Origin of the sequence: Streptacidiphilus sp. MAP12-33, from assembly GCF_041261265.1 — a bacterium.
GTDB lineage: Bacteria > Actinomycetota > Actinomycetes > Streptomycetales > Streptomycetaceae > Streptacidiphilus.
Window position 1 is genome coordinate 153,491 of record NZ_JBGCCA010000007.1, and the last position, 13,700, is coordinate 167,190.

Annotated in this window: 13 protein-coding genes; 7 read left to right on the forward strand and 6 right to left on the reverse strand. The window is 71.7% G+C overall.

What is annotated here, in order from left to right:
• Nucleotides 1-43: 43 nt before the first annotated feature.
• Nucleotides 44-2,698, forward strand: a complete 2,655-nt coding sequence (locus ABH931_RS09945) for an ATP-dependent Clp protease ATP-binding subunit (protein ID WP_370111943.1) — start codon at nucleotides 44-46, stop codon at nucleotides 2,696-2,698.
• A gap of 17 nt (nucleotides 2,699-2,715) precedes the next feature.
• Nucleotides 2,716-2,997 carry a hypothetical protein gene (locus ABH931_RS09950; RefSeq protein ID WP_370111945.1) on the forward strand — a complete coding sequence of 94 codons (282 nt, stop codon included), beginning with the start codon at nucleotides 2,716-2,718 and terminating at the stop codon, nucleotides 2,995-2,997.
• 107 nt (nucleotides 2,998-3,104) lie between these two features.
• Here ABH931_RS09950 and ABH931_RS09955 read toward each other — a convergent pair whose 3' ends face one another.
• The 4 genes from ABH931_RS09955 to ABH931_RS09970 all read right to left on the reverse strand — a co-directional run bounded on the left by ABH931_RS09955 (nucleotide 3,105) and on the right by ABH931_RS09970 (nucleotide 6,852).
• A complete protein-coding gene (locus ABH931_RS09955) occupies nucleotides 3,105-3,428 on the reverse strand; it encodes an Hsp20/alpha crystallin family protein (protein WP_370111946.1) in 324 nt (107 codons plus the stop codon).
• A gap of 97 nt (nucleotides 3,429-3,525) precedes the next feature.
• Nucleotides 3,526-4,449: a Dyp-type peroxidase gene (locus ABH931_RS09960; RefSeq protein WP_370111948.1), complete on the reverse strand. Its 924-nt coding sequence runs from the start codon at nucleotides 4,447-4,449 to the stop codon at nucleotides 3,526-3,528.
• A gap of 159 nt (nucleotides 4,450-4,608) precedes the next feature.
• The gene (locus tag ABH931_RS09965) at nucleotides 4,609-5,208 is read right to left on the reverse strand and encodes a hypothetical protein (protein WP_370111950.1); all 600 of its coding nucleotides are present in this window, start codon (nucleotides 5,206-5,208) and stop codon (nucleotides 4,609-4,611) included.
• A 462-nt stretch (nucleotides 5,209-5,670) separates the two neighbouring features.
• Entirely contained in the window at nucleotides 5,671-6,852 is a 1,182-nt protein-coding gene (locus ABH931_RS09970) for a PucR family transcriptional regulator (protein ID WP_370111952.1), read from the reverse strand.
• Between the two features lie 265 nt (nucleotides 6,853-7,117).
• On the opposite strand from ABH931_RS09970, the gene ABH931_RS09975 reads away from it, so the two are divergent.
• From ABH931_RS09975 to ABH931_RS09985, 3 genes are all read left to right on the forward strand, one after another.
• Nucleotides 7,118-7,516: an AMP-binding protein gene (locus tag ABH931_RS09975; protein WP_370111954.1), complete on the forward strand. Its 399-nt coding sequence runs from the start codon at nucleotides 7,118-7,120 to the stop codon at nucleotides 7,514-7,516.
• 28 nt (nucleotides 7,517-7,544) lie between these two features.
• The gene (locus ABH931_RS09980) at nucleotides 7,545-7,802 is read left to right on the forward strand and encodes a hypothetical protein (RefSeq protein WP_370111955.1); all 258 of its coding nucleotides are present in this window, start codon (nucleotides 7,545-7,547) and stop codon (nucleotides 7,800-7,802) included.
• Nucleotides 7,803-8,035: 233 nt separating this feature from the next.
• Nucleotides 8,036-8,401: a pyridoxamine 5'-phosphate oxidase family protein gene (locus tag ABH931_RS09985; protein WP_370111957.1), complete on the forward strand. Its 366-nt coding sequence runs from the start codon at nucleotides 8,036-8,038 to the stop codon at nucleotides 8,399-8,401.
• Here the strand turns inward: ABH931_RS09985 and ABH931_RS09990 are convergent.
• On the reverse strand, nucleotides 8,362-9,024 hold the full coding sequence (locus ABH931_RS09990; protein WP_370111959.1) for a recombinase family protein: 663 nt from the start codon (nucleotides 9,022-9,024) through the stop codon (nucleotides 8,362-8,364). The two genes, ABH931_RS09985 and ABH931_RS09990, sit on opposite strands and share 40 nt — an antisense overlap.
• A gap of 62 nt (nucleotides 9,025-9,086) precedes the next feature.
• A complete protein-coding gene (locus ABH931_RS09995) occupies nucleotides 9,087-10,154 on the reverse strand; it encodes an LLM class F420-dependent oxidoreductase (RefSeq protein WP_370111961.1) in 1,068 nt (355 codons plus the stop codon).
• Between the two features lie 240 nt (nucleotides 10,155-10,394).
• Here ABH931_RS09995 and ABH931_RS10000 point away from each other — a divergent pair, with 240 nt between their 5' ends.
• Together ABH931_RS10000 and ABH931_RS10005 are read left to right on the forward strand one after the other, a co-directional pair.
• Nucleotides 10,395-11,378 carry an aldo/keto reductase gene (locus tag ABH931_RS10000; RefSeq protein ID WP_370111963.1) on the forward strand — a complete coding sequence of 328 codons (984 nt, stop codon included), beginning with the start codon at nucleotides 10,395-10,397 and terminating at the stop codon, nucleotides 11,376-11,378.
• 82 nt (nucleotides 11,379-11,460) lie between these two features.
• Nucleotides 11,461-13,686 carry an ATP-binding domain-containing protein gene (locus tag ABH931_RS10005; RefSeq protein ID WP_370111965.1) on the forward strand — a complete coding sequence of 742 codons (2,226 nt, stop codon included), beginning with the start codon at nucleotides 11,461-11,463 and terminating at the stop codon, nucleotides 13,684-13,686.
• The last annotated feature ends 14 nt before the right edge of the window (nucleotides 13,687-13,700 follow it).

Genomic DNA, 13,700 nt, shown 5'->3' on the forward strand with positions numbered 1-13,700 from the left:
AGTGGTGTTGTCCTGCGGCGTCCGTCGTCAGTCAGGAGAGGTCATGTCTATGCCCTTCGGCTCCGCGTTCGGATCAGACGACCCTTTCAGTGACCTGCTCAACCGGTTCTTCGGCATGTCCCCCGCCTCCTCGCCCCCCGCGGTGCAGCGGATCCCCATCGGGCGGCTCCTGACCGAGCCCGCCCAGGAGCTCATCAATCTCGCGGCGCAGCGGGCCGAGGACGACGGGGTGTCCGAACTCGACACCGCGCACCTGCTCTGGGCAGCGACCCAGGTCGACCCCGCGCGCTCCCTGATCGCCCGCGCAGGCCTCTCCCCCGACGACATCGCCGCCCAGGTCGCCGCAGCCCTGCCCCGGGGCGCGGGCGAGACGGACGAGCCAGGCCTGACCCCGGCCGCCAAGCGCACCCTGACCACCGCCTATGAGCACGCCCAGGCGACCGGCTCCTCCTACATCGGCCCCGAGCACATCCTCGGCGCCCTGCTGGCGGGCGCCGAGGACGACGCGACGCGGATCCTGCGCAACGCCGGGGTGGACTCCGGCCGACTGCGCGGGCTCACCGACCGGGCCGGCCGCCCGGACGGCCGTGGGGGCGGCCGCAGGGACGGGCGTGGGGACGGCCGTGGAGGCGGGCGTGGGGACGGCCGTGGAGGCGGTGCCTCCACGAACGGGCAGAAGCCCGCGACCACGCTGGACGAGTACGGTCGCGACCTGACCGAGGAGGCGAAGGCCGGCAAGCTGGACCCGGTGGTCGGCCGCGCCGACGAGATCGAGCAGACGGTGGAGATCCTCTCCCGGCGCTCGAAGAACAACCCGGTGCTGATCGGCGAGCCGGGCGTCGGCAAGACCGCGATCGTCGAGGGCCTCGCGCAGCGGATCGTGGCGGACGACGTGCCCGCAACGCTGAAGGACAAGCGCGTGATCTCCCTGGACCTGGCCGGGATGGTCGCGGGCGCCAAGTACCGCGGCGAGTTCGAGGAGCGGCTGAAGAAGGTCATCGAGGAGGTCCAGGAGGCCGAGGGCGACATCGTCCTGTTCATCGACGAGCTGCACACCATGGTCGGCGCCGGAGCGGGCGGGGACAGCTCCATGGACGCGGGCAACATGCTCAAGCCCGCCCTGTCCCGCGGCGAGCTGCACGTGGTGGGCGCGACGACGATCGACGAGTACCGCAAGTACGTCGAGAAGGACGCCGCCCTGGAGCGCCGCTTCCAGCCCGTCCTGATCCCCGAACCGACGGTCGAGGAGACCGTGCGGATCCTGGAAGGCCTGCGCGACGCCTACGAGGCCCACCACGACGTGCGCTTCACCGACGAGGCGCTCGCCGCCGCAGCCGAGCTCTCCGACCGCTACATCAGCGACCGCTTCCTGCCCGACAAGGCCATCGACGTCATGGACCAGGCGGGCGCCCGGGTCCGGCTGCGCACCGCCGGGCCGTCGACCGAGGTCGCCGGCCACGAGGCCAGGCTCGCGCAGCTGCGGCGGGAGAAGGACCAGGCCATCGCGGCCGAGGACTTCGAGAAGGCCGCCGAGCTCAAGGGGCGGATCGCCGTCCAGGAGGGCGAGCTCGCCGGCGCGGAGGAGGGCCGTCCCGGCGTCGTCACAGTGACCACCGACGACATCGCCGACGTGGTCTCCCGGCGCACCGGCATCCCCGTCTCCCAGCTCACCGCGAGCGAGAAGGAGAAGCTGCTCGGCCTGGAGGACGCGATGCACGAGCGCGTCGTCGGCCAGGACGAGGCCGTCACGGCCGTCTCCGAGGCGGTGCGGCGCAACCGCTCCGGAATGGGCGACCCGAACCGCCCCGTCGGCTCGTTCCTCTTCCTCGGCCCCACCGGCGTCGGCAAGACCGAACTCGCCAAGACCCTGGCCGAGCAGCTCTTCGGCGACCAGGACCGCATGATCCGCTTCGACATGAGCGAGTTCCAGGAGAAGCACACCGTCGCCCGCCTGGTCGGCGCCCCGCCCGGATACGTCGGCTACGAGGAAGCCGGCCAGCTGACCGAGAAGGTCCGCCGCCAGCCCTACAGTGTCGTCCTCTTCGACGAGGTGGAGAAGGCCCACCCGGACGTCTTCAACGCGCTGCTGCAGGTTCTCGACGACGGCCGGCTGACCGACGCCCAGGGCCGCACCGTCAACTTCCGCCACTGCGTGGTCATCATGACCTCCAACATCGGCGCCCACCGGATCATCGCCCACAAGGGCGACGTCTCCGAGATCAAGGACGAACTGATGGAGGACCTGCGGACGCGGTTCCTTCCCGAGTTCCTCAACCGCATCGACGACATCATCATCTTCCACGCCCTCACCGAGGGCGACCTCGCGAAGATCGTCGACCACCTGCTGGACGAGAGCGAGCGCCGCGTCGCCGCGCAGGACATGAAGCTGGAGGTCACCGAGGCCGCGAAGAAGCTGCTGCTCGCCCACGGCTACCAGCCCGAGTTCGGCGCCCGCCCGCTGCGCCGCACCATCCAGAGCGAGCTCGACAACCGCATCGCGTCCCTGCTCCTGGGCGGTGTTGCCGGGCCCGGCGACACCATCGTCGCCGACGTCCAGGGCGACTCCCTGCACTGCACGATCCGCAGCAAGGACGCGGACACCGGCGCGGCGGCAGAGCACGACGAGAGCGACGCGGAAGCGTCCGAGTCCGAGTCCCAGTCGCCGGCCGGCGCCACCACGAGCGCCGAAGCGACCTGACGACCCGAGGAGAGACCATGGCGCACCACAAGTCGAACAAGACCGTCGAGGGCAACCCGGACACCGGCCACGGCGGTGGCCTGCCCCGGCGTCCGGACGAGGACGAGCTCGAGGAGCGCACCGAGCTGGACCGCGAGGAGGTCGGGCTCGACCCCGAGGCCGAGCCGGACGCGGACACCGCGTATGCGGGTGAGGAGGCCGAGGTCGACCGCGAGGCACGACGCGGCGAAGTCGCCGGGGACGCCGACCTGCCACGCAAGGACCGCGAGGCGTTCCCGCCGAGCAGCTACGAGCCCTGACGCCCCTGGTGTCGGCGGACCGGTCGTCCCTGCGAAGCTTCGCCCGGCCACCGGTCCGCCGTTCCTGCGTAGGATCGGCAGGCGCAACGCACGAAAGTCACCGCCCGCTAGTCGACGTCGATCTCGATGCGTCGGCGGGCCTGCTCCCCCGACTTGGGGAGAGAGATCGTCAGCACGCCGTCCGCGAGCCGGGCGTGGATCCCGGCGCTGTCCACGTCCCCGGGCACCCGGATGCCGTAGGAGAAGGTCCCCTGCCGACGGCTGAGTGTTCTGCCCGCTGCGGTCTCGTCCACGGAGCCGGAGATGTGCAGTTCCTTGCCGTCCAGCTCGACGGACACCCGCTCGCGCGGGACGCCCGGCAGTTCGGCTCGCACCACGTACGCGTCTCCGGCGTCCTCCTCCTCGGCGACAGGCATCCAGTGGCGGGACATCCCAGGGGTGTCCTGAGCGGCGCGCTCGAACAACCGGCGTGTGCCAGCGAGGGCCAGCTCGCACGCGAGGGGACCGGCTCAGCTGTTCAGCCCCCGATCAGGTTCCGATGCCGTCGAGGAACTCCGCGCTCGGGACGAAGAACAGACATCCGGTGACAGGCGTGGAGAAGTCGAGGATGCGGTCCGTGTTGCCGGGTGGGTCGCCCAGGAACATGTTGCGCAGCATTCGCTCGGTGACCGACGGCGTGCGCGCGTATCCGATGAAGCACGTGCCGAACTCGCCGCGTCCCACCGCTCCGAAGGGCATGTTCTCGCGCAGGATCTGCCGTTGCCGGCCGTCCGCCTCGACGATCGTGTTCAGCGCGACGTGCGAGTTCGCGGGCTTGACGTCGTCGGGCATCTCCACGTTGGACGCCTTGCTGCGGCCGATGGCCCGCTCCTGCTCCTCGGTGGTCAACTTGGCCCATGCGTCCATGTCGTGGAGGTACTTCTGCAGGATCACGTAACTGCCACCACGGAAGCCCGGATCTTCGTCGGTGACGTACACGGCGGCGTCCGCGGCCTGGTCCTCGGGGTTCTCGCTGCCGTCGACGAAGCCGAGCAGGTCGCGCTCGTCGAAGTACTTGAACCCGTGCACCTCGTCGACGACGGTGACCGCGTCGCCCAATCGCTGCGTGATCAGGCGGGCGAGCTCGAAGCACAGGTCCATCCGCTGGGCGCGGATGTGGAAGAAAAGATCACCGGGTGTTGCCGGCGCACGGTGTACCTGACCGGCCAGGGCCGAGAACGGGTGGAGTTCACGCGGCCTCGGGCCCTCGAAGAGGCGGTCCCACGCCTGTGAGCCGATGCCGACCACACAGGTCAGCCCGTCGGCCGGGGATCGGAACCCCACCGACCGGATCATGCTCGCCAGGTCCTGGAGCAAACCGCGCACGGTCGCCTCACCGCCGGCGGCGAAGACGCCGACAAGGATCACAGCGGCACGGGCCGGGGGCCTGACGATGGACTGAGGGACGACCATGAGACTCCTGCCCCGGCAGCGAACCGCCGTAGGGAACGCGATGCTGTGTCAAACGCCATGCTGCATCAATCGACCTGCTTCTGCGGGAACGTAGACGCTGTTGTCCGTCCAGCGTTGCGCGCGCTGCCGGGTTACCTGCGCACGTTTCTCGCGTCGCCGCTACGCCCGGATACCGGCGAGCAACTGCCGTGGTGTGAGCATCGGATCTCGGGGCACCCCGAGCATGACGAGCTTGTCCAGCCAGATCACGCGTTTGTCGAACAATATCGTCGGGGTTGCCCATATGCCGGGCAGCTGGAAGGCCGCGGTGGCGTTCGCTGCCCAGTCCGCGTAGGTGTCCTCCATGACCTTCTGGTCGAATCCATCCGACCGCAGACCCGGCACTCGGCATGCTAGGTCGAGCAGGAACCGCGGGTCGCAGAACGAGTCGCAGGCGAAGCACACGGGTTGATGCGAGAACAGTACGTTCAGAAGTGCGACGAACTCGGCGGCCCCCACGTCGGCTGCTGCTCCGAGTGCGCTGAGGGCGCGCCGCGAACCCACTCCCCCGAACTCGTCGTCGATGTTCGCCGCGAAGTGGAACTGCACGACGAATTCGGCGTCGTCGGCGGCCTCACGGATCGTCCCGAGTAGGGACTCGGCCATCGTCGCGCTGCCCGCATCGCGGGCCTCCCAGAACACCTGCAGGACGTGTTGTCTCTCCAAGGAGCCGTAGTACAGAACCGAATGGCTCGCTCCGGTGGTATTGGCTGGGTGCATAACTCGATGCTGCCAGGCTCGCAGCGAGAGGGCGCGCCGTGACGACCGGCTGCACCGCAGGCGCCTGAGACCTGAGGTGTCCGGCTCAACTGCGGCGTCAACCACCGCAGGGCGGTCCCCTGCCCGTGCGAACCCGCGACCTGAACGCCCGTGCCCTGCCGGACAACTGCACGAAACGGGCCCCGGGCGCGGGGCGCCCGGCTGATGCGACCGGAGTCCCTGAACAACTAGGTCAAGCAGTACCTGCTCGGGCTGCCGGAGTAGTGGTCGCCACGACAAAGATGGTTGTCGTCGGCGATTCGGCAGCTGCGGTGGTCGCCTATGAGGCCTACGCGATCGCCCCCTCCCAGCCGCGCCGGATGGAGTGAGGTCAGCAGCGGCTGCGCGACTCCGGCCATCGGCCCTGGAGAGCTCGCCGACCACGTCCCCTGCTGCAGCCCCGGACCGTGGGCCGCAAGACTGCTACGCGTGGGTGGGTGTGGTCGGTGTGTGCGGGTCCAGCAGCACTGGGAAGGCGCCGACGGCGTTGATGGCCATGGCCAGTTCGGCGACGATCTCCGGATTGTCCAGGGAGCCGCGCAGGTACTCCTCCAGGCGGCGCATGCGGTACCGCACGGTGTTCTCGTGACAGTACAGCGCTCTGGCCGCCTCTGCGGCCGAGCCATGGGCTTCGAGCCACGCGCGGGCGGTGGCCAGAAGGGTGGTGCGGTCGTTCTCGGGAAGGGACAGGACTCCACCGAGGATGCGGTTGACCGCTCGCCGGGTGGTCTCCAGATTGTTCATCACCATCTCGGTCAGCGGCGTGTCCTCCAACTGCCGCACCCCCGAGGTACCCGCCGGCAGTGATTCGAGTGCGACCTGGGCATAGCGCAGACTGCGGGGAGTCTGGTCGAGACGGGTGTACGCAGGACTCACACCGACGCGCCCGCCCGCCGCGGCCCGCACCGCGTCCAGGACCGGCCCGGCCGCCCCACGCGCAGGCAGGGACAGCACACCGATCTCGTGGCCCGGCTCGGCACGCCACGCGAACGCGACGTCGATCGCCTGGCACCTGACGTCCAATCCGGGCAGCGGCGGCTCCCCCGCACTGTGGGATTCCGCCGTCACCAGCAGGAAGGTCCCCTCGAACGGGAACCCGAGCATCCGCGCGATCTCCCAGACGGTGTCGCTGCCGGGTGGCGGCCCGTCAACCAGCGCGGCCACCAGCGCGGAACGCCTGCGGTCGGTCTCGACGAGCCGCTGTGCGAGCGCGTCGCGGTAGGCGGCGGTCACGGCCGTGGAGTAGCTCTCGGAGACCCCCCAGACCCGGCCGGCCGCGCGCAGCAGCGCCGACTGAGCCTCCGGACCGGAGCGGACCGCCTCCAGCAGCAGCTGATCCCAGAAGTAGCTGAAACTCAGCTGGTAGGCGCGCAGGACCTCCGGCAGCGGCACGCCTTGCAGGGCCCGGGTGCGGCCGGTCGCGGCAGGCCCGGACAGGTCCAGCGGTTGCCCATCGGTCAGGTGGGCCAGCGTTCCACTGGTGTTGTGCCGCAACGAGTCGTGCAGGTCGTGCGGTTTCACCCCGGAGGTGCGGTAGACCTCGATCCCCTGAACGATCGAGTCGGCCATGCCTGCCACCAGGTCGTCGAGCCTGTGAGTCAGCACCTTCGCGAGCTCGCCAACCGCCGGATCCAAAGCCACTTGCCGCACGCCTACGCCTCACGTGATCGGGGGACGGCCTGGCCCGGCCGCCGAAAGGGTCAACGGCCAGTCTGCTGCACAACCGGCCTCTGACTCGCGCCTGTTGGCCCAATCGTCGTTGTCGCCGGCAACAGAGACGCGCGCGAAAACCCTGTCGGCGTCCACATCGTCACGGACCGACGCCGACAGCGACGATCGCTGTGATGCGATCCACCTGCCGGGAGACCAGATGAGCAACCTCGCCACCAGCGCGACAACGGGTTCGTGCAGCCACCGAACCGTCCAGTCACGTCCGTTGGGCCGAATCGCCTCGACCGAGGACGAACTGGACGACCTCAGCACCCGAGTCGCAGGCGGCCTGCGGGCCCACGGCGTGCGCCCCGGCGACCGGGTGGAACTGGCACTCCCCCGAGGTTCCGCCTTCACCGTGATCTCCCGCGGCGCACGACGAGTCGGCGCGACGATCGTCGTGGCCGACCCCGAACACCGGATCGATCACCCGGACACGCGCGTGGCCTTCGCGTGGCACAACCAAGAAGCAGCGCACTCACAGAGCAGCAGCACGTTCACGGTTCCCGTCGGTCCGGATTTCCTGAACCAGCTCCTGTTCTGGCCCACCTCCGCGTGAGGACGGCCCAACGCGAAGGGTTCACCTGGTGCAGCCGACCGATGGCGTCGCCTCAGCGCCGAGCCGCCTCGTCCTGCCCGACGGCCGCGTCCTGTCGTCGCCGCTGCTCGCCACCGCCCGCGCCCTCGTCGTGGGCGACTGGGTGTTCACCGGCGGCCGGCCGGCCCAGATCGTCGACCTCCGCTCACGGCACGACGGGGGACGCGTGGTTCACCTCCGTGGGCGGCCCCCCTTGCGTCTGAGCATCCGGGACCAACTGGCGGTCTACCAGTACGTGTCCGGGTGACCAGCCTCTCCGTCGGACTCGCCGATCGCGCGCTGCGTGACCGGCGCAAGCCAGATCGAGCAGCAAGTCCAGCCACCAGGGAGCCCGTTGTCCCGAACCCGCAAGGTGGATGAATCTCGCCCATCAGGCATCCTCAGCAAACGCTACTCGCCCTCGCCGGGCCTGTCATCGCGACCGTCATCGTCAGCCCGCGCTGAGGCAGGTGGTGGCAACGCGACGAGCCCCTGGCCAGGGTGCGGCCGCAGTTCTCCGCACGGCGCGGCAGCGCCTTCACGCCGAGCTTCTCGGCGGTCGCCAGGTCCCCCAACCACATCGTCGACCAGGGCGACATCGTCATCCGCAGCCACAGCGGCGCGGCCCTGGTCAACGCCGCCGACGCCCCCGGATCCACAGGCGTGGTCGTCGCCTACGAGGCCGACGACATCGACCCCCTCGCCCGCACCGGATGGAGCGTCGTGGTCACCGGCTATGCCACCCTGGTCACCGACCCCGACGAGGCCGCCGAGTTCGCCACCCTGCTGCGCCCCTGGACCGACCACACGATGGACCACACCATTCGTCACCCCGAGATCGTCACGGGATTCCGGCTCAGCCCCTGACCGATCCACCCGAAACGTGCCCGACCGCCGGGCGCGCAGGCGCCGCGTGCGCTCGCCCGCATGACGGACCATTCGTGTGCCGGCCGGGTTCCCGGTCGTGGTGCCAGGTGTGAACACTGCGGAACCGGTTTAGCCGGCGGCCACTGACGGTTCCGCGTCCGGATGCTTCGGTGCTCCATCTGGGCGCCGAACAGCTTCAGCGGGAACTCTTGCTCCTGGTTCGGGTCCGTGAGGTCCCAGAATCCGACGTGATCCGCAGTCAGTGGCGTCCGACCCGCAGCAGCATTTTCACGAGCCAGTCGCAGCCCCTCGTAGACATCACGGCCTACACGGTCCACAGCAGATGCCGCGAGCCCGTCGAAGGGGCCGCGCTTCCCCATCAGCCATGGACCGAGCTGAGGCCGGGTGAATCGGTCGGAGGCACCGGAAACGTCCCAGTCGTCAGCCCAGGCGATGACATGCCCACCGTCGCGCTGCACGGCGTCCAGAATCAGATCACGTTGCCGTGCTGGGGAGGACGTGACGCCCTGCACCCGCGAGAGCCGCCGGACCCCAAGCAGACAGCGCCCGCAACCATCGAACTGGGTTACGGGCGCGTCGTTTGTGCTAGTCAGGGTGGCCATTTCTTCCCTCGGGTCAGGGAGGATCGCTCCTCCCAACGGGGGAATCCGGCCGCCAGGTCAACTCAACCCAGGCCCGCCAGCTCAAGAGCCTCTGCGGCAGTGCGCAAGGCATGCAGGCGCTCGTCCAGCGTATTACCGAAACTGGCGGGCGCGAGGTTCACGGTGGTGACGCCGGCGGAGGCGTAGGCCTGGAGGCGGTCGGCGATGCGGTCGCGGGTGCCGACGAGGGTGGTGGAGTCGATGAGCTGCTGCGGGACCGCGGCCGCCGCGGCCGCCTTGTCGCCGGAGAGGTAGAGCTTCTGGACCTCGTCCGCCGCCGCCTCGTAGCCCATGCGGCAGGCGATGCGGTTGTAGAAGTTCTGCTCCTTGCTGCCCATGCCGCCCACGTACAGCGCGGTGTAGTGACGGAAGATGTCCGCCGCCGCGGCCAGATCGGCCTCGCTGTCGCTCGCGGCGACCGCGATCGGGACGTTCGGGGCGACGTCGAAGCCGTCGAGCGTCAGGCCCGCCTTCTCGCGGCCCGCGCGGACGGAGGCGAGGGAGAGCTCGGCCTGCTCCGGGGCGAAGAAGATGCCGAGCCAGCCGTCGGCGATCTCGCCGGTCAGCTCCAGGTTCTTCGGGCCGATCGCGGCGATGTAGAGCGGGATGTGCTCGCGGACCGGGTGGATGGTCAGCTTCAGCGGCTTGCCCGGGCCGCCCGGCAGCGGGAGGGTCCAGTTGGCGCCGTCGTGAACGACCCGCTCGCGGGCCATCGCCTTGCGGATGATCTCCACGTACTCGCGGGTGCGGGCCAGCGGCTTGTCGAACTTGACGCCGTACCAGCCCTCGGAGACCTGCGGGCCGGAGACGCCGAGGCCCAGGCGGAAACGTCCGCCGGAGAGGGTGTCCAGGGTGGCGGCGGTCATCGCCGTCATCGTGGGCGTGCGGGCCGGGATCTGGAAGATCGCCGAGCCGACGTCGATGCGCTCGGTCTTCGCGGCCACGTAGGCCAGCACGGTCGCGGCGTCGGAGCCGTAGGCCTCGGCGGCCCAGCAGACCGCGAAGCCGAGCCGGTCCGCCTCCTGCGCGACGGCGATGTTGTCGGCGTCGTTGCCGAGACCCCAGTAACCGAGGTTGATCCCGAGTCGCACGCTGCTGCCTCCTGACGGGCGGGCTGACGGCGCTCGCGTCGGTGGGGCGCCTGGGCCGACTCTAGTGCGCGGGTCCGCCCGCGGCTACTGGCGGGTAGCCAAGCACGGGTCCGGGCCCGCTGGGACACGCCGCCAGGCGGGTGATCGCCGATGCCCCCGGGTGCACGCCGATCCGCGTAGGCTCGCCCCGCATCCCTGCTGCGCCGCGACCGCAGCGCGACCCAAGGAAGGCAGCCTCCCGTGCAGCAGCGTCATCTGGGCCGTACCGGCCTGCGCGTGTCCCGCCTCGGTCTGGGCACCATGACCTGGGGCCGGGACGTGGACGAACACGAGGCCGCCGACCAGCTCAAGGCGTTCGTCGACGCCGGTGGCACGCTCGTCGACACCGCCGACGTCTACGCCGACGGAGGCGCCGAATACCTGCTCGGCCGGCTCACCGACAGTCTTGTCCCGCGCGCGGAGCTGGTCATCGCCACCAAGGCGGGCAGCGTCCCCGACCGCGATCGCCGCTTCGACGGGTCGCGCGGACACCTGCTCCAAGCGCTCGACGCCTCGCTGAACCGTCTCGGCACCGACTACGTCGACCTGTGGCAGGTCCACGCCTACGACGACGAGACGCCGATGGAGGAGACCCTCCAGGCGCTCGACCTCGCCGTCAGCAGCGGCCGGGCCCAGTACGCGGGCGTCAGCAACTACTGCGGCTGGCAGCTGGCCAAGGCCGCCACCTGGCAGCGGGCGGTCCCCGGACGGACCCCGCTGGCCGGGACGCAGATGGAGTACTCGCTGCTCCAGCGCGGGATAGAGCGCGAGGTGCTGCCCGCCGCCCTGGACGCGGGCATCGGGGTGCTGGCCTCCTCCCCGCTCGGCCGCGGCGTGCTGACCGGCAAGTACCGGCACGGCACCCCGCCGGACTCGCGCGGCGCTTCCCCGTCGTTCGGCGCGTTCGTGCAGCCGTACCTGGACGAGCGGGGCCGGCGGATCGTCGACGCCGTGACCACCGCCGCCGACGGGCTGGCGACCACGCCCATGCAGGTGGCGCTCGCCTGGGTCCGCGACCGCGCGGGCGTGACCGCGCCGGTGCTGGGTGCGCGCACCGCCTCGCAGCTCCAGGCCGCGCTGCAGGTCGAGCGGTTGGTACTGCCCGACGAGATCCGCGCGGCGCTGGACGACATCTCGGCACCGGTCCACGTCTACCCCGACCAGAACTGGACCGCGCTGTACTGACCGATTCGGTGGGCACGGGCTGTCGGTGGTGACCGATAGCGTTCTCGCGTAAGGAACAGTCCCCACCGAAGGGTCACCACCGATGACCGACAGCGCAACGACGGACGGCTCCGTGACGGAGGTCCCCGCGACGGAGGGCCTCGGGACGGAGACCGCCGCCGCCGTCACCGAGCAGCTCGCCGAGGCGATCCGTGCCGCCGACGGCCGGGGGCAGGACGTCGACGCGCAGGCGCGGGACGCGCTGAGCGAGACGGCCGCGGTACTGGGCGAGGGCGGCGCGCCCGCGCAGCTCGCGGGCGCGGCGGTGGCCGCCCTCGGCGAGCGGGCGGCGGAGCTGCTGCGGGAGGACCCCTGGGCCGTCCTCGGCGTGCCCGGTGTGCTCCCCGCCAACGCCGACGCCTTCGCCCGCGGCCTGCTCGGCGCCGACGCCGCGCCAGGGGACGAGCGCCGGGCCGGCGCCCTGGTCCAGTGGCTGCTGGATCGGGCCGCGCTGCACGGCCACACGGCGGTCGAGCTCTCCGAGGTCCGCGCGGGCCTCGCGCGCGAGGGCGTCCCGAATCCGGACGAGGCGCTGCTCGCGGTGGTGACGGACGGCCGCGTCATGACCTTCCAGGAGGAGGGCGACGACGAGGACGAGTCCGAGGACGGCCCCGTCGGCCGCGCGCTGCTCGCGCTGGACCGCTTCGCGCTGGCGGAGGAGAGCCTGGCGGACGGGCTGGTCCGCCTGGTCTCCACCTTCCCCGGCCGCGAGGCCGCGGCGGGCGGCTCGGAGTGGACCCCCGAGGGGTCGGCGTCCGCGCTCGAGGCGGACGAGGCGTTCGCGGCGGGCGCGGAGGACGCCCTCGCGGCCAGCGCCGCAGGGGCGGCGAGCACGGACGCCGACGCAGAGGCGGACGGGAGCGGTTCCGGCAGGGCCGGGGAACGCCCCGGCGGCAACGATGACCTCGCGGCGGGCGCCGCAGGGGCGGCGAGCGCCGACACCGACGCCGAGGCGGACAAGGACGGCACCGGCGGAACCGGGGAACGCCCCGGCGGCAACGATGACCTCGCGGCCAGCGCCGCAGGGGCGGCGAGCGCCGAGGCGGACGAGGACGGCACCGGCCGGGCCGGGGCGGGCGCGGGACGCGGGGCCGCCGAAGGCGCGGAGCGGGCCGGGTGGGAGGAGGTCGCGGCTGCCGCGCCCAACTCCTCGGCTGCCGCGCTGATCCGGGCCGTCGCGGACGCGCCCCTCGTGCTGCACACAGGCGGCGAGACCGCGCGCAACGAGCCCGTCGCGCTGCTGGAGGCCGCCCGCGCGGTGGGCCTGCGTGCCGCTCTTGCGGCGGCGCACGCCGACAGCGCCCGCCGCCTCGACGCCTCCGGGGCGGGCGGCGGCCCGCTCGCCCAGCCGTTGGCCCAACTGCTGGCGACCACCCCCCACGACGTGGACGGCACGCTGGCGCTCGACCTGCTGATCGTCTGCGACGCGCCCGCGCTCGACGTCGAGGTGGCCGCGACGCTGGTCGAGGCGCTGGCCGACGGGGCGCGGCTGGTCCTCAGCGGCGATCCGGGCGAGCTGTGGTCGCCGGGTCCTGGACGGGTGTTCGCCGACCTGCTGGCGGCCAGGCCGGGTCCGGTCGTGGCCTCCCGCCAGCCCGACTTCGGGCCGATCGGCGAGCTGGTCTCCGGCATCGGCATCGGCGAGTTCGAGCCGGTCGCCGCGCCGGACAAGGAGGTCGTCCTGGTGCAGGCGCGCGACGCGGCGGAGGCGGTCCACCGGGCCGTCCAGCTGGTCGGCGACTCCATCCCGCGCGCGCTGGACATCCCCGCGGAGCAGGTCCGGGTGCTGACGCCGGTCCACGCCGGTCCGGCCGGCACGCGCGCGCTGAACGCCGCGCTGAAGGCGCGGCTCAACCCGGGCCCCGGCCAGTTCGGCGGCTTCGACGCGGGCGACGCGGTGGTGCACGCGCCGACGCCGAGCGCCCTGCGCGAGGGTGTGGTCAGCCGGGCCGTCCCCGAGGGCCTGGAGATCACGTTCGGGGAGGAGACGGCGGTCGTCCCGCGCGAGCGGATCGGTGAGCTGCGTCACGGCTGGGCGCTGACCGCGCATCAGGCGGCGGGACGCCGCTGGCCCGGCGTCGTCGTCCTGGCAACGCCGGACTCGGGCCCCGAGCTCACCCGCCAGTGGCTCTACACCGCGTGCGGCCGCGCGGAGCGGCACCTGTCCCTGGTGAGCGGGATCGCCCCGGAGGCCCTCCACCAGAACGTCGCCACCCAGGTGGCCCGCCCCCGCACCACGCGCCTGCGCGCGATCCTGTCCGGCGAGTAGCCCCACCCCGCACG